The 24957-nt window shown below is 66.0% G+C and carries 23 protein-coding genes, 1 tRNA gene and 1 pseudogene; 13 read left to right on the plus strand and 12 right to left on the minus strand.

Annotated features, from left to right (window positions below):
* A pseudogene (locus A2J02_RS12030) lies at positions 1-576 on the minus strand (hypothetical protein); the annotation flags it as partial.
* Positions 577-635: 59 nt separating this feature from the next.
* Complete coding sequence (gene mce, locus A2J02_RS12035; protein WP_373454768.1) at positions 636-1118, minus strand: methylmalonyl-CoA epimerase; 483 nt, start codon at positions 1116-1118, stop codon at positions 636-638.
* Between the two features lie 105 nt (positions 1119-1223).
* Between mce and A2J02_RS12040 the strand changes: the two genes are divergently transcribed.
* The 3 genes from A2J02_RS12040 to A2J02_RS12050 all read left to right on the plus strand — a co-directional run bounded on the left by A2J02_RS12040 (position 1224) and on the right by A2J02_RS12050 (position 3847).
* Positions 1224-2414, plus strand: coding sequence for an acetyl-CoA C-acetyltransferase (locus A2J02_RS12040; protein WP_068050401.1), 1191 nt, complete (start codon positions 1224-1226; stop codon positions 2412-2414).
* A gap of 69 nt (positions 2415-2483) precedes the next feature.
* A complete protein-coding gene (locus tag A2J02_RS12045; RefSeq protein WP_197478009.1) occupies positions 2484-2855 on the plus strand; it encodes a DUF3817 domain-containing protein in 372 nt (123 codons plus the stop codon).
* A 104-nt stretch (positions 2856-2959) separates the two neighbouring features.
* Entirely contained in the window at positions 2960-3847 is an 888-nt protein-coding gene (locus A2J02_RS12050) for a tetratricopeptide repeat protein (protein ID WP_068050416.1), read from the plus strand.
* A 9-nt stretch (positions 3848-3856) separates the two neighbouring features.
* Here the strand turns inward: A2J02_RS12050 and A2J02_RS12055 are convergent, their stop codons facing one another.
* The 3 genes from A2J02_RS12055 to A2J02_RS12065 are packed head-to-tail and all read right to left on the minus strand — an operon-like array spanning position 3857 to position 9525.
* Positions 3857-5305, minus strand: a complete 1449-nt coding sequence (locus tag A2J02_RS12055) for a metallopeptidase (RefSeq protein ID WP_068050403.1) — start codon at positions 5303-5305, stop codon at positions 3857-3859.
* On the minus strand, positions 5306-7507 hold the full coding sequence (gene glgB, locus A2J02_RS12060) for a 1,4-alpha-glucan branching protein GlgB (protein WP_068050417.1): 2202 nt from the start codon (positions 7505-7507) through the stop codon (positions 5306-5308). It lies immediately after the preceding gene.
* A gap of 11 nt (positions 7508-7518) precedes the next feature.
* The gene (locus A2J02_RS12065) at positions 7519-9525 is read right to left on the minus strand and encodes an alpha-1,4-glucan--maltose-1-phosphate maltosyltransferase (protein ID WP_068050404.1); all 2007 of its coding nucleotides are present in this window, start codon (positions 9523-9525) and stop codon (positions 7519-7521) included.
* Positions 9526-9730: 205 nt separating this feature from the next.
* Here A2J02_RS12065 and glgP point away from each other — a divergent pair, with 205 nt between their 5' ends.
* Positions 9731-12253 carry an alpha-glucan family phosphorylase gene (gene glgP, locus A2J02_RS12070; RefSeq protein WP_068050405.1) on the plus strand — a complete coding sequence of 841 codons (2523 nt, stop codon included), beginning with the start codon at positions 9731-9733 and terminating at the stop codon, positions 12251-12253.
* A gap of 7 nt (positions 12254-12260) precedes the next feature.
* Here glgP and A2J02_RS12075 read toward each other — a convergent pair whose 3' ends face one another.
* Both A2J02_RS12075 and A2J02_RS12080 read right to left on the minus strand, forming a co-directional pair.
* Positions 12261-14309, minus strand: a complete 2049-nt coding sequence (locus A2J02_RS12075) for an ATP-dependent DNA helicase (RefSeq protein ID WP_068050406.1) — start codon at positions 14307-14309, stop codon at positions 12261-12263.
* A gap of 50 nt (positions 14310-14359) precedes the next feature.
* Positions 14360-15709 carry a nicotinate phosphoribosyltransferase gene (locus tag A2J02_RS12080; RefSeq protein ID WP_068050407.1) on the minus strand — a complete coding sequence of 450 codons (1350 nt, stop codon included), beginning with the start codon at positions 15707-15709 and terminating at the stop codon, positions 14360-14362.
* A gap of 58 nt (positions 15710-15767) precedes the next feature.
* On the opposite strand from A2J02_RS12080, the gene clpS reads away from it, so the two are divergent.
* The 8 genes from clpS (at position 15768) to A2J02_RS12120 (ending at position 21622) form a co-directional block, all read left to right on the plus strand.
* Positions 15768-16127, plus strand: a complete 360-nt coding sequence (gene clpS / locus A2J02_RS12085) for an ATP-dependent Clp protease adapter ClpS (RefSeq protein ID WP_176460293.1) — start codon at positions 15768-15770, stop codon at positions 16125-16127.
* A gap of 44 nt (positions 16128-16171) precedes the next feature.
* A complete protein-coding gene (gene aosR, locus A2J02_RS12090; RefSeq protein WP_068050408.1) occupies positions 16172-16741 on the plus strand; it encodes an oxidative stress transcriptional regulator AosR in 570 nt (189 codons plus the stop codon).
* A 9-nt stretch (positions 16742-16750) separates the two neighbouring features.
* Entirely contained in the window at positions 16751-17836 is a 1086-nt protein-coding gene (locus A2J02_RS12095) for a P1 family peptidase (protein WP_068050409.1), read from the plus strand.
* Positions 17837-17895: 59 nt separating this feature from the next.
* Positions 17896-18525, plus strand: coding sequence for a rhomboid family intramembrane serine protease (locus A2J02_RS12100; protein ID WP_068050419.1), 630 nt, complete (start codon positions 17896-17898; stop codon positions 18523-18525).
* 111 nt (positions 18526-18636) lie between these two features.
* Positions 18637-19395, plus strand: coding sequence for a cyclic nucleotide-degrading phosphodiesterase (locus A2J02_RS12105; RefSeq protein ID WP_197478008.1), 759 nt, complete (start codon positions 18637-18639; stop codon positions 19393-19395).
* Positions 19396-19416: 21 nt separating this feature from the next.
* Complete coding sequence (rph, locus tag A2J02_RS12110; protein ID WP_068050410.1) at positions 19417-20202, plus strand: ribonuclease PH; 786 nt, start codon at positions 19417-19419, stop codon at positions 20200-20202.
* Positions 20195-20809, plus strand: coding sequence for an RdgB/HAM1 family non-canonical purine NTP pyrophosphatase (rdgB, locus tag A2J02_RS12115; RefSeq protein WP_068050411.1), 615 nt, complete (start codon positions 20195-20197; stop codon positions 20807-20809). Before rph ends, rdgB begins: the two co-directional genes overlap by 8 nt.
* A gap of 9 nt (positions 20810-20818) precedes the next feature.
* Positions 20819-21622, plus strand: a complete 804-nt coding sequence (locus A2J02_RS12120; RefSeq protein WP_068050421.1) for an esterase/lipase family protein — start codon at positions 20819-20821, stop codon at positions 21620-21622.
* Between the two features lie 2 nt (positions 21623-21624).
* On the opposite strand, the gene A2J02_RS12125 is transcribed toward A2J02_RS12120, so the two are convergent.
* The 4 genes from A2J02_RS12125 to A2J02_RS12140 form a co-directional block, all read right to left on the minus strand.
* Entirely contained in the window at positions 21625-21978 is a 354-nt protein-coding gene (locus tag A2J02_RS12125; RefSeq protein ID WP_068050412.1) for a DUF3817 domain-containing protein, read from the minus strand.
* Positions 21975-22376: a transcriptional regulator gene (locus A2J02_RS12130; protein WP_068050413.1), complete on the minus strand. Its 402-nt coding sequence runs from the start codon at positions 22374-22376 to the stop codon at positions 21975-21977. Before A2J02_RS12130 ends, A2J02_RS12125 begins: the two co-directional genes overlap by 4 nt.
* Before the next feature lie 89 nt (positions 22377-22465).
* The gene (locus tag A2J02_RS12135) at positions 22466-23122 is read right to left on the minus strand and encodes a maleylpyruvate isomerase family mycothiol-dependent enzyme (RefSeq protein ID WP_068050422.1); all 657 of its coding nucleotides are present in this window, start codon (positions 23120-23122) and stop codon (positions 22466-22468) included.
* 62 nt (positions 23123-23184) lie between these two features.
* A tRNA-Leu gene (locus tag A2J02_RS12140) sits at positions 23185-23269 on the minus strand.
* A gap of 108 nt (positions 23270-23377) precedes the next feature.
* Between A2J02_RS12140 and A2J02_RS12145 the strand changes: the two genes are divergently transcribed.
* Positions 23378-24169, plus strand: coding sequence for a TetR/AcrR family transcriptional regulator (locus A2J02_RS12145; protein ID WP_068050423.1), 792 nt, complete (start codon positions 23378-23380; stop codon positions 24167-24169).
* Here A2J02_RS12145 and A2J02_RS12150 read toward each other — a convergent pair.
* The gene (locus A2J02_RS12150; protein ID WP_068050414.1) at positions 24136-24867 is read right to left on the minus strand and encodes a hypothetical protein; all 732 of its coding nucleotides are present in this window, start codon (positions 24865-24867) and stop codon (positions 24136-24138) included. The two genes, A2J02_RS12145 and A2J02_RS12150, sit on opposite strands and share 34 nt — an antisense overlap.
* Positions 24868-24957: the final 90 nt, after the last annotated feature.

Genomic DNA, 24957 nt, shown 5'->3' on the forward strand with positions numbered 1-24957 from the left:
CATCGTGATCTCGAAGTCTTCCTGAACCTTGGCGCGCTTTGCCTCGGATTCGGCAGCCAACTTGTCGCGCTCGGCCTGCGCGGCCTCGACTACTCGAGCTGCCTCGGTGCGCGCCTGAGCCATGGTCTGCTGGTGTTCGGCTTCGAGTGCCGTTCGGCGCTCTTCGAGTTCGGCCACCAGTGACTCGTGCCGTCCGCGGAGTCGGGCACTCTCTTGCTGCGCAACGGAAATCATCTCCTCGGACTCCGAGTGCGCCTTCGCGCGGACCTCGGATGCCTCGTCCGAGGCCAGTCGCAGCATTCGTGAGATGCGATCGCTCATCCCCTCCGCCGTGGTGGGCGGAACCGACAGGCGATCGATGTCCTTGCGGAGTTCGTCGATCTCGTCGCGAGCGTCGTCGAGTTGCTTGGCCAGATCACGAGCCTGCGCGGCGGCCGCATCACGATCTGCGGTCGTCAAACGTAGTTCGGCGTCGAACCGCTCGAAGTAGTTGGTGACTTCGTCGCGATCGAACCCCTTCCGAACGATGGAAAAGGGAAGTTGCACCGTGGAAGTGCGCTCATGATCGATGGCCATGGCCGTCAATTTACCGGTGAGTCAAGTAGAGAGCCATACGGCTCGTTCACAGAGTTCGATCAGTGCCCGGCGGGGTTGGGTTCGACCAATTCGATCAGTACGCCACCGGCGTCCTTGGGGTGGACGAAGTTGATCCGAGAATCGGCGGTGCCGCGGCGCGGGGCGTCGTACAGCAACCGAACGCCGCGAGCGCGCAGCTCGGTCGAGATCTCTTCGATGTCGGTGACGCGGTAGGCCAACTGCTGCAGTCCCGGGCCGTTGCGGCCGATGAACTTGGCGATGGTGGACGATTCGTCGATCGGCGCGAGCAACTGCAGTGCAGCGGACTTCTCGGTGGCTCCGGGGAAGGAGAGCATCGCCTCGCGAACGCCCTGCTCCTCGTTGATCTCCTCGTGCACTGCAACCATGCCGAGGTGGTCGGTGTACCAGGTGATGGCCGCGTCGAGATCGGGCACCGCGACGCCCACATGATCGATAGCCGTCACCAGATCGGAGCGCAGCGGGGCTCCCGTGTAAGACTGCGTGCTGGAGGTCATGGCCATGACGTTAGCGCCAGCTGCGTTTCGGTGCTCCGCCCGGCCGGTATCGGTAGGGGGCGTCGGAGCGTTGATCTCGACAAGGCCGTCTTCATACTTTCGGAGGAAATCGTGACCACAACAGTCATCGTCGCCGGCGCTCGCACACCCGTGGGACGTTTTTCGGGCGCACTCAAGGATTTCTCGGGATCGGATCTCGGCGGAATTGCCATCAAGGGTGCCCTCGACAAGGCCGGCGTTGCGCCGGATCAGGTCGACTACGTCATCATGGGCCAGGTTCTCACCGCTGGTGCCGGTCAGATCCCGGCGCGGCAGGCTGCGGTTGCCGCTGGTATTCCGATGACCGTGCCCGCACTGACGATCAACAAGGTCTGCCTGTCCGGAGTCGACGCCATCGCACTGGCCGACCAGCTCATTCGCGCGGGTGAATTCGAGATCGTCGTCGCAGGCGGTCAGGAGTCGATGACCCAGGCGCCGCACATGCTCGAGAAGTCGCGGGCCGGATTCAAGTACGGCGATGTCACCATGCGTGATCACCTCGCCTACGACGGTCTGTACGACATCTTCACCGATCAGGCCATGGGTGCGTTGACCGAGCAGCGGAACCAGAGCTCCGAGGCGATCAGCCGCGAGGAGCAGGACACCTTCGCTGCCGCGTCGCACCAGAAAGCCGCCACGGCGTGGAAGAACGGGGTATTCGACAACGAGGTCGTCCCGGTCTCGATCCCGCAGCGCAAGGGTGAGCCGATCCAGTTCACCGCGGACGAAGGCATTCGCGCCGACACCACGGTCGATTCCCTCGGCAAGCTTCGCCCCGCCTTCGACAAGGCCGGCACCGTCACTGCGGGATCCGCGTCGCAGATTTCCGACGGTGCTGCCGCCGTCGTGGTGATGAGCAAGGAGAAGGCGGAGTCGCTCGGTCTGACCTGGCTCGCCGAGATCGGTGCACACGGGGTGGTGGCCGGTCCCGACTCCACCTTGCAGTCGCAGCCTGCGCGCGCTATCGCCAAGGCGTGCGAGAAGGAAGGCATCGACCCGAAGGACCTCGACGTCGTGGAGATCAACGAGGCGTTCGCAGCGGTCGGAATCGCGTCGACGCGTGAACTCGGCATCGATCCCGAGATCGTCAACGTCAACGGGGGAGCGATCTCGATCGGGCATCCCCTGGGCATGTCGGGAGCTCGCATCGCCTTGCATCTGGCTCTCGAGCTGCAGCGTCGCGGCGGCGGAGTGGGCGCTGCCGCACTGTGCGGCGGCGGTGGACAGGGCGACGCCCTCATCGTTCGAGTGCCGAAGCAGTAGGACTCGTAGTGGCTCTGGAGAAGAACTGAGACCAGAGCCACTACGCTCCGTCGTAGCAGACCGGGCACAATAGCTGGCATGACCAACTTCTTCGACCTGAGCAGCACGGCCAAACGTTTTCGTTTCATCGCCGTGCTCGAAGCGTTCACCTGGCTCGGACTGGTGATCGGAATGGCGTTCAAGTACATCCCCGCCGACGGCAACGAAATCGGCGTGAAGATCTTCGGACCGATCCACGGCGGCGTGTTCGTGGTGTACCTGGCCGTTGCCGTGTTGACGGCGATCAAGCTCAAGTGGGACGTCAAGGCGACCTTGCTCGCTCTCGTCGCGGCGTTCCCCCCCTTCGGCACCGTGATCTTCGAGATCTGGGCCGCGCGCACCGGCCGTCTCGCCGAGCTGAGCACCGGCCGATCCGCCGCCGATGCCAAGGTTCTCTCCTGACTGCCCGCCAGTGGATGACGCATCGCGTTAGTGACAAACTGTAGGGCGTGACTCGACCCGGTTCCCGTCCTCCCGTCCGCCCGTCAGCCGTCGTTCCCGCATCCATTGCCGGTGCCGTCGACCTGTCCGTTCTCAAGGACCGTCCGGCACCTGCACCTGCAGCCGAACCCGCAGGCGACGCGGGAGGACTGGCACCGATCGTGGACGTGACCGCGGCGACGTTCGAGGCCGAGGTGCTGCAGCGGTCCACGCAGGTACCGGTGATCGTCGACCTGGGTTCGGCGCGTTCGCCGCAGTCCCAGGCGTTGACGCGTCAGCTCGGGCAGCTGGCCGTGGAAGCCGCGGGTACGTGGGTGCTCGCGCGGGTCGACGTGGACTCCAATCCGCAGATCGCACAGGCCTTCGGCGTACAGGCCATTCCGACGGTGGTTGCCGTCGCAGCGGGCCAGCCCCTCGCCGATTTCCAGGGCACCCAGTCGGACGAGCAGTTGCGTCAGTGGCTACAAGCCGTCGAGCAGGCGACTGCAGGAAAGCTCACCGGGCCTCCCGGGGCGGCTGCTGCCGAACCGGAACCCGAGATCGAGGATCCGCGGATCGTTGCAGCCGAAGAAGCCATCGACGAGGGCGATTTCGACAAGGCAGAAGCCGCCTACCAGGCGATCATCGACGCCGAACCGAAGAACACCGAGGCGGTTGCCGCACTGCGTCAGGTCAAGTTCCTCGCACGGGTGCAGAACCTGGCACCGGACGCGATTGCCCTCGCCGACGCCGACGCCGGAAACGTACAGGCTCGGATCGATGCAGCGGACGCCGAAATGGCCGGTCAGCAACCGGAGCAGGCCTTCGCTCGTCTGATCGACGGAATCAAGATCAGCGCAGGCGACGACCGCACTGCACTGCGCACTCGACTGCTCGAGCTGTTCGAGCTGTTCGACTCGGCCGATCCGCTGGTGGTCTCCGCGCGGCGCAAGCTCGCGTCCGCTCTGTACTGACAGCAGGACTCAGCTGTAGCGCGCGTCGCACAGTTCCTTGCCGCCGAGAACTCCCGAACGGAACGCGTCGACTCGGGAGAACCCCGACGGCAGCGTCGTACCGTTGACGTCGCTGGCTGCGAGGCCGTCGCTGAGCAGTCCGGACACGGCTTCGTCGAGATCGCCTGGGGAAAGAAAGACTTCGAGGCCGGTGTCACCGTTCTCGGCGCTCATCGCCGAGGTGATGACCCCGGACAGGCATGCCGAACGCAGAGCGGTCTGCGGGTCGTCGAGGGTCTGGCCGGCTTCCTTCTGCACCGCGAGGGTGTAGCGCGAGGCGAACAGCACGTAGGCGCTGTAGTCACCGGAGACGTTGAGCGGCAATATGTCTCCGCGCTGCGGGGTCTCGGGCTGGCCGACTTCGGCCAGGCCCTCGACGTCGACGCCGATGGTGTTGGTCGAGGGGCAGTACGACACCGGCGCAGTGGCTTCGGCGTCGGCGCATCCGACGTCCGATCCGGTGTAGTCGACGGCCGGGGGATCTGCGACGGGCAGTACCTGCTCGAAGGATCGAGTGAAGGCGTCGAGGGAGTCCTCGGTGACCGGTAGTTCACCCGAGTCGTCAGGATCGTCGAATTTCTGCGGCAACGATGCTCGACGCGAGTCGATCTCGGCCTCGTCGATGCTCGTGCAGGCCCCGGCACCGTCGGTGAAGCCGATCTGCACTGCGGTGACGCGCTCGAAGGCAGAGCCGTGTACCGATTCCGGATCGTTGGGATCCACGTCGCGCACGGCGACGGTTGCGGCGAGGACGCCGTTCAGTCCGTCCGAGGTGTTGATGGTGAAGTGCGGCGCATCACCCTCGGCGACGTGGCGGATGAAGGCACCGGCGAAACAGTCGGCCTGTTGCTCGGCAACGATGGTCGGGGTGTCGTCGCCGACGAGCCCCGACTGGTGCTGAATGGCATGGCCGTATTCGTGGGCGATGACCATCACTACCGACATCGGTCCGAACGCGTCGACCAGAGCCGGTAGCAGGATGGTCCTGTCCCAGCCGATCGAGTCGTCACGGGTGCAGTAGGCAGCGTTGGGAATACCGCCGGTTCGGTCTCCGCAGAATCTGATGCCCGATCCCTCGTCCTCGGACGCGTCCCACGAGACGACCTTCGAGACCGGGGTGAACGTGCCCTTGAACAAGCTGGAGTACTGCTCGGCCCAGAACTGCTGGATGTCGTCGATCGCGTTCGTGGCGAGGATGTCCGAGTCGGTGCCCTCGGCGTTCTCCACGGTGATGGTCGAATCGGGGGCATCGGGCCGGGGCCCGCTGGGCCCGCTCGTCACCGGGAGTCCGGCAACGGTGAACGGGTTCTCGTAGATCGATACGGCGTTTCCGCTGACGGTCTGCGCGCACGAGGTCAACAGAATCAGCCCTGCAGTGGCGGCCGCGGCCAGTAGTCGGGGTGTGCGGCCGCCACTCATCTATCGCTCCAGTTTTATCCAGATCGCCCCGTTGGCGGGTAGGGCGACCTGGCCTGATGCCGGTCGACCGTGCCACGAGTGCGATGTTGCCGTCACTTCACCCAGGTTGCCCACACCGGAGCCGCCGTACTCCGTTGCGTCGGTGTTGAGGATCTCTGTCCAACGGCCGGGTTCCGGTAGTCCCACACGATAGCTGCCGTGCTCGGTACCGGAGAAGTTGAAAATACACGCGATGACCGAACCGTCGGATCCGTACCGCAGAAAGCTCAGCACGTTGTTCTCGGTGTCGTTGGCGTCGATCCACGAGTATCCACTCGGCGAGGTGTCGAGTGTCCACAGTGCGGGGTGGGACCTGTACGTCGAGTTCAGATCGGACACAAGGGTTTTGACGCCGTTGTGCAGAGGTTCTTCGTCGATCTGATACCAGTCGAGTCCGCGTTCCTCGGACCACTCACGGGTCTGCCCGAACTCCTGTCCCATGAACAGCAGTTGCTTGCCGGGGTGCGCCCACATGTAGGCGAGCATGCCGCGCAGGCCGGCTGCCTTGGCGTAATCGTCGCCGGGCATCCGAGTCCACAGCGTTCCCTTGCCGTGCACCACCTCGTCGTGGCTGATGGGGAGCAGGTAGTTCTCACTCCACGCATAGACCAGAGAGAAGGTGATCTCGTGGTGGTGGTAGCTGCGATGGATGGGATCTCGGCCGAGGAAGCCCAGAGTGTCGTGCATCCAGCCCATGTTCCACTTCATGTTGAACCCGAGTCCGCCGACGTTCGTCGGCCGGGTGACGCCGGGCCACGCCGTCGATTCCTCGGCCACGGTGACGACACCGCGGTGCTTCTTGTGCACCGTCGCGTTCATCTCCTGCAGGAAGGTCACGGCCTCGAGGTTCTCGCGGCCACCGTAGATGTTCGGCGACCAGCCGCCCTCGGGGCGGGAGTAGTCCAGGTACAGCATCGACGCGACGGCGTCGACGCGCAGTCCGTCGATGTGGAACTCGTCGATCCAGTACAGCGCGTTCGCGACCAGGAAGTTGCGCACCTCGCGCCGGCCGAAGTCGAACACCAAAGTGCCCCAGTCGAGTTGCTCACCGCGCTGCGGGTCGCCGTGCTCGTAGAGCGGGCCGCCGTCGAACCGAGCCAGGGCCCATTCGTCCTTGGGGAAGTGGGCGGGCACCCAGTCGACGATGACGCCGATTCCGGCACCGTGCAGGTGATCGACGAAGTAGCGGAAATCGTCGGGGCTGCCGAAGCGCGAAGTCGGTGCGTAGTACGACGTCACCTGGTAACCCCAGGATCCGCCGAACGGATGCTCGGCGACCGGGAGCAACTCCACGTGCGTGAAGCCGGTCTCGGTAATGTACTCGGCCAACTGCTCGGCCAGTTCGCGGTACCCCAGGCCCGGTCGCCAGGACGCCAGGTGGATCTCGTACACGCTCATCGGTGCCTGCGTCGGCTCGATGCCTGCCCTGGTGTCGAGCCAGGACTCGTCGTTCCAGGTGTACGAGGACGCGGTGACGACCGAGGCCGTCGACGGTGGGACCTCGGTGGCGAAGGCCATCGGATCGGCCTTGTCCTTGACCGAACCGTCGGCACCGTGGACGCGGAACTTGTACAGCGCACCCGGAGCGATGTCGGGTACGAAGAGCTCCCACACGCCGGTCGAGCCGAGCACGCGCATCGGCCAGCTTCGACCGGTCCAGCCGTCGAAATCGCCGACGAGGGTGACACCCTGAGCTGCAGGAGCCCAGACCGCGAACGAGGTACCGGTGACGGGGCCGTCGGGTGTCGCGTACGACTGTTGGTGCGCGCCGAGAATGTCCCACAGCCGCTCGTGCCTGCCCTCGCCGAACAAGTGCAGATCGAGTTCGCCGAGAGTGGGCAGGAACCGGTATCCGTCGGCGGATTCGGAGACGTGTCCACCGGGCCAGGTCACCACGAGGCGGTAGTCGATGAGGTCCTCGAACGGAATCAGAGCCGAGAAGACTCCGTGGGCGACGTGGGTCAGTTCGTGGTCGACGCCACCGACGCGGGCGACGACCTTCTCTGCATCGGGCTTCAGGGCGCGGATCGCGGTTCCACCGGCCACCGGATGGGCTCCGAGGACGGAATGCGGGTTGTAGTGCCGCCCCGCTGCGATGAGTTCGAGATCGTTGTCGGACGGGGCTGCGACGGTGTCTTCGGGCGTCGTCGGATTCTCGGTCACGTTGAATCCACTCACTTTCGGTTGCCGCGGTAGGCCAGTTCGACACGAGCCGGGTACGGGATGTGGGGGAGCGTGAAGATGTGCGCCACCGACGTCCAGGGCTCGAGCCGGACGAAATTGGTGTGGCCCCAGTCGTAATGGACTCCGCTCACTTCGTCCTTGATCGTGAGGGTGTCCTGCCAGTCGTGGCCGAGGGCAGGCATGTCCAGGTGGATGGTGCCTTCTTCGGCTCCGAAGGGATTGAGGTTGATCACCACCAGGATCGAGTCACCGGTCTGCGGGTCGAACTTGGAGTACCCGATCAGCGCCTCGTTGTCGATGGTGTGGAAGTGGATGTTGCGGAGCTGCTGCAGCGCCGGATGCGCACGCCGGATTGCGTTCAGCGTGGTGATCCAGGGCTCGAGCGACTCGCCGCGGGCCAGCGCACCCTCGAAGTCGCGTGGACGCAACTGGTACTTCTCCGAGTCCAGGTACTCCTCGCTGCCCTCTCGCACAGCTTGGTGCTCGAACAGCTCGTAGCCGGAGTAGACGCCCCAGGTGGGGGCCATCGTCGCCGCGAGAGCTGCTCGGAGAGCGAACATTCCGGGCCCGCCGTGCTGCAGGCTCTCGTGCAGGATGTCCGGAGTGTTGACGAACAGGTTCGGACGCGCGTCGTCGGCGCGTCGGGCATGTTCCTCGGCGAACTCGGTCAGCTCCCACTTCGCGGTACGCCAGGTGAAGTACGTGTACGACTGCGTGAAGCCGCGCTGCGCCAGTCCGTACATGCGCACCGGGCGGGTGAAGGCCTCGGCGAGGAACAGCACGTCCGGGTCGGTCTTCTTGACCTCGGCGATGAGCCATTCCCAGAAGTCCGGCGGCTTGGTGTGCGGGTTGTCGACTCGGAAGACCTTGACTCCCAGCGAGATCCAGTATCGGACCACGCGCAGCACCTCTTCGTAGATGCCGCGTCGGTCGTTGTCGAAGTTGACCGGGTAGATGTCCTGGTACTTCTTCGGAGGGTTCTCGGCATAGGCGATCGTGCCGTCCGGCAGCACCGTGAACCACTCGGAATGTGTTGCAGCCCAGGGATGGTCGGGAGCAGCCTGAAGGGCGAGATCGAGTGCCACTTCGAGGTTGTGTTCGTGTGCAGCGGCGACGAACGCGCGGAAGTCGTCCTCGGTGCCCAGTTCGGGGTGGATGGCGTCGTGTCCGCCGTCCTTGGAACCGATGGCCCACGGCGACCCGACGTCCTCCGGTCCCGGGGTCAGCGTGTTGTTCGGGCCCTTCCGGTTGATGGTGCCGATCGGGTGGATCGGCGGCAGGTAGACGATGTCGAATCCCATCCGCTCGATGCGGGGCAACTGCTCGATCGACGTCGCGAACGTGCCGTGCCGCGGAGAGCCGTCCTCGTTCCATCCCCCGGTCGACCGCGGGAAGAACTCGTACCAGGCACCGTTGAGTGCGAGATTGCGATCGACCCACACGTTCACCGCGCGCGATCGAGTCACCAGTTCGCGCAGGGGGTGTGCGAACAGCAACTCGGCGACCGACGATGCGAACGCGGAGGAGACCCGGGCAGGCAGCGGGCGGTCGGTGTCGCGCAGCGCGGCGGCGACATCGGCCAGCATCTGCCTGCTCTCGGCAGGAACACCGGTGGCAGCCCGCAGGAACAGCCGTGCGCCGATCTCGAGATCGTTCGCGAGTTCGTGGGCACTCTGGCCCACTCCGAGCTTGGCTTCGACGGCATGGCGCCAGGTGCTGATCGGATCGCTCCACGCTTCGATGCGGCAGATCCAGTAACCCGGCCGAGAGGGGACGAACACCGCGTCGAACGTGTCGGGTTCGCGGCCCGGTGTCATCGGGATGCGTTCGAGTTTGCCTCCCGGTCCGCGCACCGACAGTGTCGCGGCCACCGCGTCGTGACCCTCGCGCCAGACGTCGGCGGAGACTGGAAACGTCTCGCCCACCACCGCTTTCGCGGGGTACTTCCCGGTCGTCGTATCTGGAAGGACATTGTCGATACCAAGTCGACCTGTCACTTCACACTCCATTCTTCGCTAGAGGTATGGCTGCGCGGGCGCAACCTCTGATCGAACCGCTCTCGGTGTGCTTCTACTCGTCAACCGTAGTGCAGCAATGCAGATGGCGCGTGCGCCGACGCATACTGCCCGCGACGGACACCGTGGAGCAGATTTCGTGCAAGCCGCCCATCGACACAGGTGTCCGTGGGTAGGGTTCGACTCTGTGAAAGCTTTGCGCCGATTCACCGTCCGAGCCCATCTTCCCGCCCGCTTGAATGCCCTCGCCGAGCTCTCGACAAACCTCAGGTGGTCGTGGCACTCGTCGACGCAGGATCTGTTCGAGCACATCGATCCACTGTTGTGGACCGAACTCGAGCGCGATCCGGTGGCCGTACTGGGAGCCGTCGCACCGGCGCGTCTGGAGGAACTCGCGGCCGACGAGCGCTTTCTGACCGAGCTGGACGCCGCCGAGGCGGATCTGCACGACTACCTCGCCCGTCCGCTCTGGTACCAGAACGAACTGGCCGAGGGGCGTGTTCTGCCGTCGGGCATCGGGTATTTCTCGATGGAGTTCGGCGTCACCGAGGTGCTGCCCAACTACTCCGGCGGGCTCGGCATCCTGGCCGGTGACCATCTCAAGGCGGCCTCCGACCTGGGGTTGCCGTTGATCGGCGTCGGGTTGCTCTACCGCTCAGGATACTTTCGCCAGTCGCTGACGGCCGACGGTTGGCAGGCCGAACGCTATCCGTCCCTCGACCCGCACGGTCTGCCGCTGCGGTTGCTCACCGACGACGGCGACTCTCCGGTGCTGATCCACGTGTCCATGCCCGGATCTCGGGTTCTGCGGGCACGGGTGTGGATCGCCCAGGTGGGACGTGTCCCGCTGCTGCTGCTCGATTCCGACATCGCCGACAACGACCCCGAGCTCAGAGGAGTCACCGACCGGTTGTACGGCGGCGACCAGGATCACCGCATCAAGCAGGAGATACTCGCCGGTATCGGCGGAGTTCGAGCGATCCGGGCCTACACCCGTGCACACGGACTGCCCGATCCCGAGGTGTTCCACATGAACGAGGGCCACGCCGGCTTCCTGGGCGTCGAACGCATCCGCGAACTCGTCACCTCGGGAACCCTGGACTTCGACGCGGCGCTGGCCGCGGTGCGAGCCGGCACCGTCTTCACCACTCACACCCCTGTCCCCGCCGGAATCGACCGGTTTCCGGCCGATCTGGTGCGGCACTACTTCGGAAGTGCGGACGGCGGCGCAGAGTCGGCGCTGCTGCCGGGTCTGCCGATGGACCGAATCCTCGCCCTCGGCAGCGAGAGCGACGCCTCGGTGTTCAACATGGCGCACATGGGGCTGCGCCTGGGCCAACGCGCCAACGGGGTGTCGAAGCTGCACGGAATCGTCAGCCGCGAGATGTTCAACGACCTGTGGCGGGGATTCGACGCCTCCGAGGTGCCGATCGGATCGGTCACCAACGGCGTTCACGCTCCGACGTGGTCTGCCCGGGAATGGTCGCTGGAGGGGGAGCTGTCCTCGGACCGCGTGTGGTCCACGCGCAACACCCTTCGCGCGCAACTGGTGGACGAGGTGCGGCGTCGGGTGCGGCGCTCGGCGCTCGAACGTGGCTCCACCGAGGCCGAGATCAGTTGGACAGCAAACGTTTTCGATCCCAACGTACTCACCGTCGGGTTTGCTCGACGGGTACCGACGTACAAGCGGCTGACGCTCATGCTGCGCGAACCCGAGCGACTGCGCGCCATGTTGCTGGACCCGGTTCGCCCGGTCCAGCTGGTGGTCGCGGGCAAATCGCACCCCGCCGACGACGGAGGAAAGGCGCTCATCCAGCAGATCGTCAGGTTCGCCGATCAGGCCGACGTACGGCACCGCATCGTGTTCCTGCCCGACTACGACATGTCCATGGCGCGCTTCCTGTACTGGGGATGCGATGTGTGGCTGAACAATCCGCTGCGCCCGCTCGAAGCGTGCGGTACCTCGGGCATGAAGTCCGCGCTCAACGGCGGCTTGAACCTGTCGATTCGCGACGGGTGGTGGGACGAGATGTACGACGGGGAGAACGGCTGGGCCATCCCGACGGCCGACGGCGTCACCGACGACAATCGCCGTGACGATCTGGAGGCCGCTGCGCTCTACGAACTGCTCGAACAGGCAGTGCTGCCGAAGTTCTACGACCGCGGGGACGACGGCGTGCCGAGCCGCTGGATCGAAATGGTGCGGCACACCCTCGAGCAGCTGGGCCCGAAAGTGCTGGCGTCGAGAATGGTTCAGGACTACACGCTGGGCTACTACGCGCCCGCAGCCGAATCCGCCCGCGCGGCGTCGGCGGAGAACCACCGCGGTGCCACGGACGTCGCGTCGTACCGCCGGCGCGTCGAACAGGCATGGGGCGCAGTGAAAGTCACCCGCGTCGACAGTGAAGGTCTGCCGGACACACCGGTGATCGGTGCGGAGCTCTCGCTGCGCGCGAACGTCGATCTCGGTCGACTGGACGCCTCGGACGTCGTGGTGCAGGCGGTCGTGGGACGCGTCGACGAGGACGAGAACCTCACCGACATTCGCACGACGGCCATGACGCACGTGGGAACCGATGGCGGCGAGCACGTGTACGCGGGCGAGACGCGGCTACCGCACAGCGGCACGGTGGGATACACGGTGCGGGTGCTTCCTCATCACCGCGGTCTGGCCTCGGATGCCGAGCTCGGTTTGGTGGCGACTGCCTGAGGGGCAGCTACTTTCCGGCCAGGCGGGTGAGGGCCTTGCGGACCACCTCCGGGTCCGAGGTCTCCCAGAACGGCGGCAGCGAGGCACGTAGGTAGCCGCCGTAGCGGGCGGTCGCGAGGCGCGAATCGAGAACGGCGACAACACCTTTGTCGTCGACGCTACGGAGCAGTCGACCGACGCCCTGCGCCAGCAGCAGGGCTGCATGGTTGGCAGCGACCGCGAGAAAGCCGTTGCCGCCACGTGATTCGACGGCCTGCTGCCTGGCCACCAGCAGCGGATCGTCGGGCCGCGGGAACGGAATGCGGTCCAGGATCACCAGGCTCAGCGACGGGCCCGGGACGTCGACGCCCTGCCACAGTGACAGTGTCCCGAACAGGGAGGTGGCCTCGTCGTCGGCGAACTTCTGCACCAGGGCACCGGTGGAGTCGTCGCCCTGGCACAGGATCGGCGTGTCGAGGCGCTCCCGCATCTCCTCGGCGGCGGCCTTGGCGGCGCGCATGGACGAGAAGAGTCCGAGTGTGCGGCCACCGGCGGCGCTGACCAGCGACTCGATCTCGTCGAGGTAGGACCTGGAGAGGCCGTCGCGTCCGGGCGGCGACAGATGCTTGGCGATGTACATGATCCCTGCCCGAGCGTGGTCGAACGGCGACCCGACGTCGAGCGAATTCCACCTGATCGACCCGGTATCGGACGGCGGTTCCACACCCGACGCCATCGCGGTGTCACTGCGCGACGGCTTCTCCGCAGGCAGGCCCCAGTTGACAGCCAACCCGTCGAACGATCCGCCCACGGTCAAGGTCGCGGAGGTGAGGACCACGGTGGACTCGGCGAACAGGCGCGCTCGCAGCAGCCCGCCCACCGACAGCGGTGCAATGCGGACGGTGCGTTTGACGTTGCCGCGGAAATCGTCGACGGCATGCCAGACGACGTCCTTGCGTTTGGCCGGATCGGGTTCGTCGAATGCCGTGAGAACACGGACCGCGCTGTCGTGGACCTCGTCGACCGCCACGAGCGCGGCGCTGCGAGCCGCGGCGGCCTCGGGGTCACTGGTGGCCATGCCCTGCTTGTTGGGGCCGATCGCGGTGCGTACCGCCCAGGCCGCGTCGCGAATGGACGCGAGCGCGGGGCCGACGCCCTCGGGTAGGGACTGCCACCGGCTCGGGGGCAGCTCGTCCAGAATCGCGGCCCAGTTCTCGGCAGCTCCCTCGAGCTGGTCGACCGTCTCCTCCTCGATGAGCTTCGCGCTACGACGCGCCGCGGCGGTGACGGTCGCGGCCGACAGTTCCTCGGTGGCCACGCCGGTCACCCGGTCGACCAATTCGTGGGCCTCGTCGACGACCACGACGTCGTGCTCGGGCAGGATCTGAATTCCGGTGATCGCGTCGATCGCGAGCAGGGCGTGGTTGGTCACGACGACGTCGACCTGGGCGGCCTCGGTACGGGCGCGCTCGGCGAAGCAGTCCTCGCCGACGGGGCAGCGGGATTTGCCCAGGCATTCACGCGCGGTGACGCTGACCTGGCGCCAGGCCTGATCGCTGACTCCGGGCACGACGTCGTCGCGGTCGCCGGTTTCGGTCTCGGACGACCACTTGGTCAGCCTTACCACCTCGCGTCCCATCCGCGAGACCGCGAACGGGTCGAACAGTTCCGCATCCGGTGCCTCTTGCGCTGCACCGGTGTGGATCTTGTTCATGCACAGATAGTTGTTGCGGCCCTTGAGGATTGCGAACTTGGGGCGACGGCCGACGGCCTCGGTCAGGGCGTCGGACAGGCGGGGGAGATCGCGGTCGACCAGCTGCCGCTGCAGCGCGATGGTGGCCGTGGAGACGACGACGGTCTTGCCCGACTCCACCGCGTGCCTGATGCTGGGGACGAGGTAGGCGAGGGACTTACCGGTTCCAGTGCCCGCCTGCACCGCAAGATGCTCCCCGGTGTCGATCGAGTGCGCCACCGCCGAGGCCATCGTCAGCTGATTGCTGCGTTCCTTGCCGCCGAGCGAGTGCACCGCGACCTGCAGGAGAGCGGGAACGGTTGGCAACTCGGTCTTCGACGGCACCGAAGCAGACTACTGCCGATCGCCCACCCGGTTCGGTACCGACACCGCTGTCACCCCTCGACGAAGCGGGTGGGTATCGCCGGCTCGCCCTGGGACAGCTTCAGGCCCTCCCACGGGAGGCTGACGAGGCGCCTGGCGAGCAGGTCGCGGCCGTCGGCGAGCGTCGGAAGGTCGGCGACTCGTTCTCCGCCGCGAACCAACGGCGTGGTCAACGTCTCCGCCGTCAGATCGCTCTCGACGGTCGGGGGAGCGTCGAACGGGTACACGATCTCCTCGACTGCGGTGCCGGTGCGGCGCGCGGTACGCAGCGCCGCCTTGGTGCCACCGCGCGACTCCTTGTGGCTGCTGCGCTTGGCGACGGGAATGCCGTCGACGGTGACGAGTTTGTAGACCATGCCGGCCGTCGGGGCACCGGATCCGGTGACCAGCGACGTGCCGACGCCGTAGGAGTCGACCGGCTCGGCTCGCAATGCCGCGATGGCGTATTCGTCGAGGTCACCCGAGACGACGATCTTGGTTTTCGGCGCACCCAGGGCGTCGAGTTGGTCGCGCACCTGCCGGGCGAGCACACCGAGGTCGCCGGAGTCGATGCGCACACCGCCGAGTTCGGGCCCGGCCACCTCGATGGCGTTGGCAACGCCCTGGGTGATGTCGTAGGTATCGACGAGCAGTGTGGTGCCCACACCGAGCGCGCGCACCTGAGCCGCGAATGCGGACCGTTCGTCCGGGCCGTCGGCTGTGGTGTGCAGCAGGGTGAAGGCGTGGGCCGAGGTGCCTGCTCCGGGAACACCGTGCCGGCGAACGGCTTCGAGATTGGACGTCGCGGTGAATCCGGCGAGATATGCCGCGCGTGATGCGGCGACAGCGGCTTCCTCGTGGGTTCGACGCGACCCCATCTCGATGATCGGACGGGACTTCGCGGCCGCCACCATCCGCGCTGCAGCGGACGCGATGGCGCTGTCGTGATTGAGGATCGAGAGCACAACGGTCTCGAGGACCACGCACTCGGCGAAGGTGCCGCGGACGGTCAGAACAGGTGAGCCGGGGAAGTACAGCTCTCCCTCTCGATAGCCGTCGATGTCGCCGGTGAACCGGTAGTTGCGTAACCACTCGACGGTGTCGGCGTCGAGGAATTCGGCGACGATCCGCAACTCGTCCGGCCCGAATCGGAAGCGCGCGATCGCGTCGAGAATGCGTCCGGTGCCGGCCAGAACTCCGTATCGACGGCCACCGGGCAACCTGCGCGCGAAGACCTCGAAGCTGCAGATGCGATCGGCGTAGCCGCTGGCCAGGGCGGCCGAGAGCATCGTGTATTCGTACTGATCGGTCAGCAGCGCGGTGCTGGCACCGTCGCTGTGATTCGCGTGATCTGTGGTCGCGTCGTTGCTCACCTCGCCCACACTACGAGCGAAGGGGCGAGCGTGGGACGCTGGCCCGATACGCCGTACCCTGTTGGGCATGCCTTGGTTGACGGTGGACGGCTCGCTTCTGCCCGTGGACGGCCTCTCGGCACGTGAGGTCGTTGCTGCGTCACCGCAAGCGGTCCCGGCCCAGACCGAGGCCGTTGCGGCCGACGAATCTCACGACACCCCCTGGGTCACCATCGTGTGGGACGACCCGGTCAACCTGATGCACTACGTCACCTACGTCTTCCAGAAGCTCTTCGGCTACAGCAAGGCCAAGGCGACCGAGCTGATGATGCAGGTGCACTCCGAAGGCAAGGCCGTGGTGTCGAGCGGCGAGCGCGACGCGATGGAGAACGATGTTCGACGGCTGCACGCGGCGGGTCTGTGGGCCACCATGCAGCAGGACAAGTAGTCAACCGCTCATCACCTCTTCGGCAGAGAAGGACATCAGCAACAGTGCGCACGTGGACGAGACGGAATTCGCTGTCCGGGGTCAAGATCAAGTCCGAGATCGACGCTCGTGAGGCCGCCGTACTCCGTTCGCTTGTCGGCTCGGTTCTCGGATTGCTGCGCGACCGTTCCGCCGCTGCGCCCACCGACGAACTCGCAGCGCTGACCGGTCTGCGCACCGGGCACAACAGCCCGCCCGAGGATGCCGCACTGGCGCGGCTGTTGCCGGACTTCCACCGCGCCGACCCCGGCCGCGACGAGGAGGATCCGACCGACCTCAACGGTGCCCTGCGCGGACTGCACGAGCCCGAGATCATCGACGAGAAGTTGGCTGCCGGATCGATGATCCTGGCCACGCTTCCCGAGTCCGGTGGCAAGATCGTGCTGACCCAGGAGCAAGCGGATGCTTGGCTGACCGGCCTCAACGACGTGAGGCTGGCGCTCGGCACGACGCTGGGGATCAGCGCGGACACACCCGACGTTCTCGACGAGGGTGATCCTCGCGCTCCACATCTCGACGTCTACCACTGGCTGACCTGGATGCAGGATTCACTCGTACAGGTCCTCATCCCCTAGGACGCACGCGTGACCGCTGCATTCCAGACTCCCGGACCGCGGGACTCCCTGACCGACGTGGCCGGTCTGCTGGTCGGTCATCATCACGAACTCGACGACGACGCCGCGATGGGCTCCGGTTCGGCCACCGGCTGCACCGTCGTGCGTGCGCTGGGTGGTGCGACGGCGGCCGTCGATGTTCGCGGCGGCGGGCCGGGGACTCGCGAGACCGATCTGCTCGATCCGAGCCACTCCGTGCAGCACGTCAACGCGATCCTGTTGACCGCGGGCAGTGCCTACGGGCTCGCCGCGGCCGACGGTGTCATGCGGTGGCTCGAAGAGCACGGTCAGGGCATCCCGATGGGCAGTCCCGATCACGTCGTACCGATCGTCCCCGCCGCGGTCATCTTCGATCTTCCGGTCGGCGACTGGGCTTCTCGGCCGACGGCGGAATTCGGCTATCTCGCCGCGGCCGCAGCGGCAACCGATTTCGCGACGGGATCGGTCGGGGCCGGTGTCGGTGCCCGCGCCGGAGTTCTCAAGGGCGGTGTCGGTACCGCGAGCACGGTGATCGAAGGCGGTCCGGCGGACGGGGTCACCGTCGCGGCGCTGATGGTCGCCAATCCGGTGGGCGCGGTGTTCGACCCGCGTACCGGCCTGCTGTGGGGCGTCGGCACGCTCGGGCCCGCGGCGTTCGGAATGCGCAAGCCCGACGTGAACCAGCTGTGGTCCGCGCTCGCCCTCGAGCCGAAGGGCACTGCGCTCAACACCACGATCGGTGTCGTCGCCACCGATGCTGCGTTGTCGTCCGCGTCGTGCAAGCGGATTGCCGTCGCCGGTCACGACGGGTTGGCGCGGGCCGTGCGACCGGCACACTCGCCGCTCGACGGCGACACGATCTTCGCAGTGTCGACCGGCACCAGACCCGTCACCGCGGAGTCCTCGGTGCCCGCCGCGTTCTCCGCGGAACTGCCGGTACTGGCCGCGGTCACCGAGGCCGCGGCGATCGTCGTCGAGCGAGCCATCGTCGCGGCCCTGCTCGACGCCACCTCGGTGGCCGGCATCCCCACGTACCGCCAGATCTTCACGTCCGCGTTCGGTGGATCGGGAGCTTGAGCTCAGCTGGCGCGATACCTCTGCCCGGTACCGTGGAGGGAACTGTTCCGGAGGCGATCATGAGCGATATCAGTAACCGTCCCGCCGAGCGTGCGCGGCCGGTCTGGATGCAGGCCGCCATTCTGGTGGGAGCATTCACCGTGTTGCTGTGGGTCATCGAGTTCATCGATGTGGCCAGCGGTTCGAGGCTCGAACGCAACGGGATACAGGCCCGCTCGGTCGAGGGTTTGTGGGGCATTCTGTTCGCGCCCGTGCTGCACGACGACTGGCAGCATCTGATCGCGAACACCGTGCCGATAGTCGTACTCGGATTTCTGGTGTTGCTCTCCGGTTTGACGCGTGGTCTGGCTGCCACCGGGATCATCTGGGTGGTCGGCGGGTTCGGTACCTGGCTGACCGCCGGTTCCTACACGAACACGATCGGCGCGTCGATCCTGATCTTCGGTTTCATCGCATATCTGTTGGTGCGTGGCTTCTTCACCCGCAAGCTCGGTCAACTGGCGGTCGGAGTCGTGGTGTTCGTGCTGTACGGCAGCGCACTGTGGGGCGTGCTGCCGAGCGAGCCCAACGTCTCCTGGCAGGGGCATCTGTTCGGCGCGGTAGGCGGAGTGGTTGCCGCTCGACTGCTGTCCGCCGACGCGCGAGCCGAGAGGGCGCGCGCGAAATCGCTCGATCGGCCCACTTCGTAGTTCGAGGTAACTCCGGACACACCTGAGTTCGGCGGTGAATTTCGCCGACTCGCGCTGTGAATACTGCCCGAACGTTTCGAGTGATGCGCTCGGCGTGGCAGCATGGCTTTCATGCGAATTACCGTCCTGGGATGTTCGGGCAGTGTGTCCGGACCCGATTCACCCGCGTCGGGCTACTTGTTGGAAGAAGAGGAGACCGCGCCGGTCGTCCTCGACTTCGGTCCCGGCATCCTCGGGGCGTTGCAGCGCTACGCCGATCCGGGAGATGTGAGCGTTCTGCTCTCGCATCTGCACGCCGATCACTGCCTCGACGTTCCCGGACTACTGGTGTGGCGTCGCTACCATCCCAGCCCGCCGGAGGGACGAGCGATCGTCTACGGACCCAAGGACACGGCGTTCCGGCTCGGAGTCGCCTCGGCCGAGTGCGGCGGGCAGATCGACGACATGTCCGACACCATCGACCTGCGTCGCTGGGTGGACGGACGCACAGTGGAGTTCGGCAAGCTGTCGATCCTCGCTCGGCAGGTGTTCCATCCCCCCGAGTCGTACGGCATGCGCATCACCACGGCGGAAGGCCGCACTTTCGCCTACAGCGGAGACACCGGAATGTGTCAGGCAGTCCAGGACCTGGCGCACGGGGCCGACATGTTCCTGTGCGAGGCGTCGTGGACCGACAGTCCGGAACGGCCCGAGGGCGTGCACCTGTCCGGAACCGAGGCCGGCCGCATCGCTCGTGAGGCCGGGGTGGGGGAGCTGCTGCTCACCCATATTCCGCCGTGGACGTCCCGCGAGGACGTCATCGCCGAGGCCAAAGCGGAGTTCAGTGGACCGGTGCATGCCGTTCTCCCAGGGGACGTCTTCACCGTCTGAGGACGCGCTAGGCTTCGAGTCGTGTCCAGACGAGAAGACGGGAGGGCGGACGACGAGCTCCGCAACATCAAGATCACCCGCGGCTTCACCAGCCACCCGGCAGGGTCGGTGCTGGTCGAGTTCGGCAACACCAGGGTGATGTGCACGGCCAGCGTCGAGGAGGGCGTGCCGCGCTGGCGGAAGGGATCCGGCCTCGGTTGGCTCACCGCCGAGTACGCGATGCTCCCGGCCGCGACGCACACTCGCAACGGCCGTGAGTCCGTCAAGGGCAAGGTCGGCGGGCGTACCCAGGAAATTTCCCGCTTGGTCGGGCGTTCACTGCGTGCCTGCATCGATTTGGCCGCCATCGGCGAGAACACCATCGCCCTCGACTGCGACGTACTGCAGGCCGACGGCGGAACCAGAACTGCAGCTGTCACCGGAGCGTTCGTGGCTCTCAACGACGCCGTCACCTACCTGCGAGCAGCGGGACGCCTCGCCGATCCGCAGCCCATCTCGTGCATGATCGCCGCCGTCAGTGTCGGCGTCGTCGACGGCCGAGTGCGCCTCGATCTGCCTTACGAGGAAGATTCGCGCGCCGAGGTCGACATGAACGTCGTCGCCACCGACACCGGCACGCTGGTGGAGATCCAGGGAACCGGAGAGGGTGCGACCTTCCCTCGAACCACACTCGACAAGCTGCTCGACTCCGCATTCGTCGGCATCGAGAAGTTGTTCGAGGTGCAGAAGGAAGCACTGGCGTTGCCGTACCCCGGCGATCTGCCCGAGCCTGCGGCCGCGGAATCGAAGAAGAAGTTCGGTGGCTGACACCGAGCTGCTGGTAGCGAGCCGAAACGCGAAGAAATTGCGTGAACTCCGGCGGGTGCTCGACGCCGCCGGAGTGGCCGGGATCGAGCTGGTCGGCCTCGACGAGGTGCCGCCGTTCCCGGAGGCACCCGAGACCGGAGCGACTTTCGAGGAGAATGCACTCGCCAAGGCGCGTGACGGAGCTGCGGCCACCGGATTACCTTGTGTGGCAGACGATTCCGGAATAGAAATCGATGCCCTGAACGCGATGCCAGGGGTGCTCTCGGCTCGCTGGTCCGGTACACACGGGCAGGACGAGGCCAACACCGCACTGGTTCTGGCGCAGTTGAGTGACACCCCCGACGAGCGTCGCGGAGCCGCATTCGTCTCGGCGTGTGCGCTGGTGATTCCCGGCGGCACCGAGACCGTGGTCCGCGGTGAATGGCGCGGAGTAGTGCGCCGAGAGCCGGTAGGGGAGAACGGCTTCGGCTACGACCCCATTTTCGTGCCCGAGGGCGACGGCCGCAGTGCCGCGCAACTGAGCCCGGACGAGAAGGACGCCGCCTCACATCGCGGTAACGCACTGCGAAAGCTCGTTCCGGCGCTCGAAGAACTGACGGGGCGGTAGCTCGTGGCGATGCGAACCGTTCTGACGCGGACGTCGGTTGTGTTCGCCGCCGCTGCGCTGTGCCTGGCAGTTGCCCCGGCCTCCGCGGCACCGGCCGCGGGCTCCTTCGCCGAGGCGTTCGCGTACTCGATCGCGCACCCGGGCGTGACTCCTCCGGGCTCGAACGACTTCTCGTGTGTTCCGAGCGCGCAACACCCGGAGCCGGTGGTGCTGGTGCACGGCTTCCTGGAGAACTCCTACGACAACTGGGCATCGCTGTCGCCGAAGCTGGCCGAAGCCGGATACTGCGTGTTCGCGATCGACTACGGCAACACCGGCCCGGTTCGGGCGTTCGGTGCGCTCGAGCCCATCCCGGAGAGTGCCGCGGAACTGTCGACGTTCGTCGATTCCGTGCTCGAGGCAACAGGTGCGCAGAAGGTGTCGATCGTCGGCCACTCGAAGGGTGGCACGGTGCCGCGCTACTACGCCCGCTTCCTCGGTGGAGACCGAACGGTGGCGCGCATCGTGGCTTTGTCTCCGCCGAACTACCCGACGGCGGGCCCGCCGGTGCAGGACGACGTGCTCGAGCGACTGAACGAGGGCAGCGACACCGTCTCGGGCATCGAATACACGACGATCGTCACCCGTTACGACCAGATCGTCGTTCCGTACACTGCCTCGCTGCTCAGCGGCGCAGGAAACACGAATGTGGTGCTGCAGGACGTGTGCCCGGCCAACACCGTCGAGCACACCGGAATCTCGTACGATCCGCTTGCTCAGCGGCTGGTGCAGAACGCACTGGATCCGGAGAACGCACAGCCGATCAACTGCTGAGGTCAGACGCCGAAATCGGCTTTGACCTGCTTGGTGCGCTTGTGCTCGACGTAGAACGACAGGAACGGGATGGTCCCGGCGAGCAGTGTGCCGATCGTGCGGGCAGCAGGCCACCGTACCTTGATCGCCAGATCGACGGTCAGCACGAGATACACGAGGTAGACCCAACCGTGCACGACGGCAATCCAATTGGGCACGTTCTCGACCTTGAATATGTACTTGGCGACCATCTCGGTCACGAGAACGAGCAGCCAGATTCCCGTGGCGTACGCCAGAACGCGGTAGCGCAGCAACGCGGACGCGATCTTCTGTGTCTTGTTCGCAGACGCCTGCGTCTTCTCCGGTGCCGAACTCACGTGGTGCTCCTGTCGGTCCCGCGGGATTCGTTCAGCTCCGCGAGGTAGCTGTTGTATTCGAGTAGTTGCCGAGCCTCGGGATCGTCGAGGTCTCGGGCGTCCGCCGCAGGCGCGCTGCGCTTGGGGAGCAGGTCGAGGGGCACCTCTGTGGGTCCGTCGGGTCGCGCTGCTGCCGCCTCGTCCGGGTCCTCGTCTTCGAGGCGGACGAACTTGCGGTAGGCGTAGATCACGAACACTGCGAACAGAGGCCATTGAAAGGCATATCCGAGGTTTTGGCCGTTTCCGCCCACTGCCTCGAAGCGCTCCCACTGCCACCAGCCGAGGCCCAGACACACCGCCGCGGACACGATGACCAGCGCGATCAGTGCTGGCCGACGGTTCGGGCGGGATGAAGTCACCCCTCGACGGTACCGGAGGTACTACTACTGCAGGTAGTCGCGTGCTGCGGCCCGGCGGTGATTCTCACCATGGACGGTTCGAGTTCGGCTCACGCCCGACGACGGTTGGCCCGTGCCTGGGCGAGTTGCTCGGCACCGGGCCCGGTCACGTCCGCCAGGGCTCTGCTGCGTCCGGTCAGAACCAGTGCCAGGGTGCCGGCCGATCCTTCGATGACCGGGCCCTCGCCGCGGCTCCAGTCGAGATCGGTCGCGCGCCACTGCAGTCGAAGCTCGGGGCCTTTGAACGGTGCGGCACCGCTCGCGGGCACCAGGAAGTCGAGCATCGTGATCATGCGGTGGTCGGGGACGTGGTGTTCGATTCCCAGCGGCGTGCACAGGTCCAATCCGTGCACGATGACGTCGGACAAGGGGGCCAGCGGACCGTGGCCAGGCGGGGTGAATTTCTTGTCGGCGTGGGCGGTGAGCAAGGCGGGCAATTCGTCTTCGTGCTCGCGACGAACGCGCGTGGTCATCAGTTGATTGGCTCGGTCGAAGTTGCCTCGGGTGCGCACCATGACGAGTCCGAACTGCCAGAGCGGGACGATCAGTGGCACCACCAGATGGGCGGCGACGTCTCGGACGGTCCAGGCCTCGCACAGCGATTGGGCGCCCCATTGTTCGGGGGTGAGAGTCTCGAGAGTTCTTGCGAGAGAACGTCTCTCGTCTGCGATCTCGGCGAAGATCGTGTCGTTCGATTCCTCGGGCATTCGAACCGCCTTCACACGTCGGAACTTGCAGAAGTCTCGAGAAAAGCCGGGCCGAACGACCGTGGTGCGCGAGGGGGGACTTGAACCCCCACGTCCTGAGACACTGGAACCTAAATCCAGCGCGTCTGCCAATTCCGCCACTCGCGCGTGCCGGTGAAGTCTACAACCCGGGTGGTTGTTGTCAGTGCCGCGGTCTGCTCGACTGTGTGCCCACGTCATGCGGTGTACACCGTACGGTGTCGCTACACTCGCCGAGTGGCATCGAAAAAGGACGTCCCCTTCGACCCGGCCCGGATACTCGGGCTTCTGTGGCGAGTCGGTGCCAAGCCGAGTCGGACCGGACTGAGCGTGGATGCGATCGTCGATGCCGCCATCGAACTGGCCGATGCGACCGGTCTGGAGTCGGTGTCGATGCGGAACGTGGCACAGCATCTCGGTGTCGGCGCGATGTCGCTGTACACACATGTGCCGGGCCGGGAAGAGCTGGCCGATCTGATGATCGATCGAGCGCTTGCGGGTCTCTACTCGCACGTCGACGAGCCGGCCTCCGTCGCCGGCGGATGGCGTCCAGCGATGCGCTTCGTTGCCGAGCGCAATTGGTCTCTGTATCAACAACATTCGTGGCTTCTCGAGGCGGAGGGGGCACGGCCCGTGCTCGGTCCGCACACCAACGACAAGTACGAGGCCGAGTTGCGCCCTCTCGAAGGCATCGGCCTGGGCGACGTCGAGATCGACTCCGTTCTCACTCTGGTTCTCACTCACGTCTCCGGTACCGCGCGAGCCCTGGCCGGCGTGACCCGTGTCAAGGAGCAGTCGGGCATGTCCGACGCCCAGTGGTGGGCGGCTACCGCGCCGATCCTCGAACGGGTGATGGACCGCGAGCGCTTTCCGGTGTCGTCTCGGGTCGGGACGGCCGCGGCGACGTCGTACGACGCCGCCAGCGACCCCGTGCACGCCTACCGGTTCGGGTTGGAGTGCGTTCTCGACGGTGTGGAGGCGATGATCTCGCGAAGTCAGCCCGTCGGTCGAAGTGCCGCCTCGGAGTGACGCTTCTTCGGCCTGCGTAACTTGTGTTGATATCGCCAGATTGCGTGCTCGAGTGAGGCGAGTTCGGTGCCGAGTGCGTCCGCCGTCGTTGCAAGGATCACGGACGCGCGGTCCTCGGCAATGCCGACGGACAGGTTCTGGTGGAGCGGTTCGAGTGCGTCGGCGACGAACGAGTTCAGATGTTCGGTCGCCTTGTCGGTGCGCACTCCCAGATGCATGAGCATGCACTCCCAGGTGGTCTCGCCGAGCCCGGGAATTGCGCAGAACGCCTCGAATTGGTCCTCGGTGTGCTGCACGAAGTCGCTCGAACGACTCAGGCCCACCGATATCAACGTCCGAGCAGCCACGGCAGCGGCAGCACCCTTGGTTCGACTGTTTCCCGGAACCAGTTGACGGTTGGAGAGAATCTCCACGAGTAGATCCGGACTGTTGGTCAGTTCGGCGAGGGTTGTCAAGTCGTCGAGTCGGTTATCGCCGCGATGCGATCGCCATCGCTGGACGACCGCACGGACCCCGCTCGAAGGGCCGCCGTAGGGAGCGCGCGCCGAGAAGATCGCATCCAGCAACGCCACCTCGCTCTCGCCCAGCCACCCCGGTGTCCAGTGTGGCGAACGGGATTGCGGCGCATGCGATTCGATGTGCAGAAGCATCGCGTCGAGCTCGTCCTCGGTGCAGATATCCGTTACCGATGAATACATGAATTCCCCCCGGATTTCGTCGACCGCTCTCCCGGCGAGCGGCTCGTTCGCACAAGGTAGAGGACCGCACCGACAAGGTTGGGAGCTGCT

Source organism: Rhodococcus sp. EPR-147, assembly GCF_001647185.1.
In the GTDB taxonomy this organism is placed as follows: domain Bacteria; phylum Actinomycetota; class Actinomycetes; order Mycobacteriales; family Mycobacteriaceae; genus Rhodococcoides.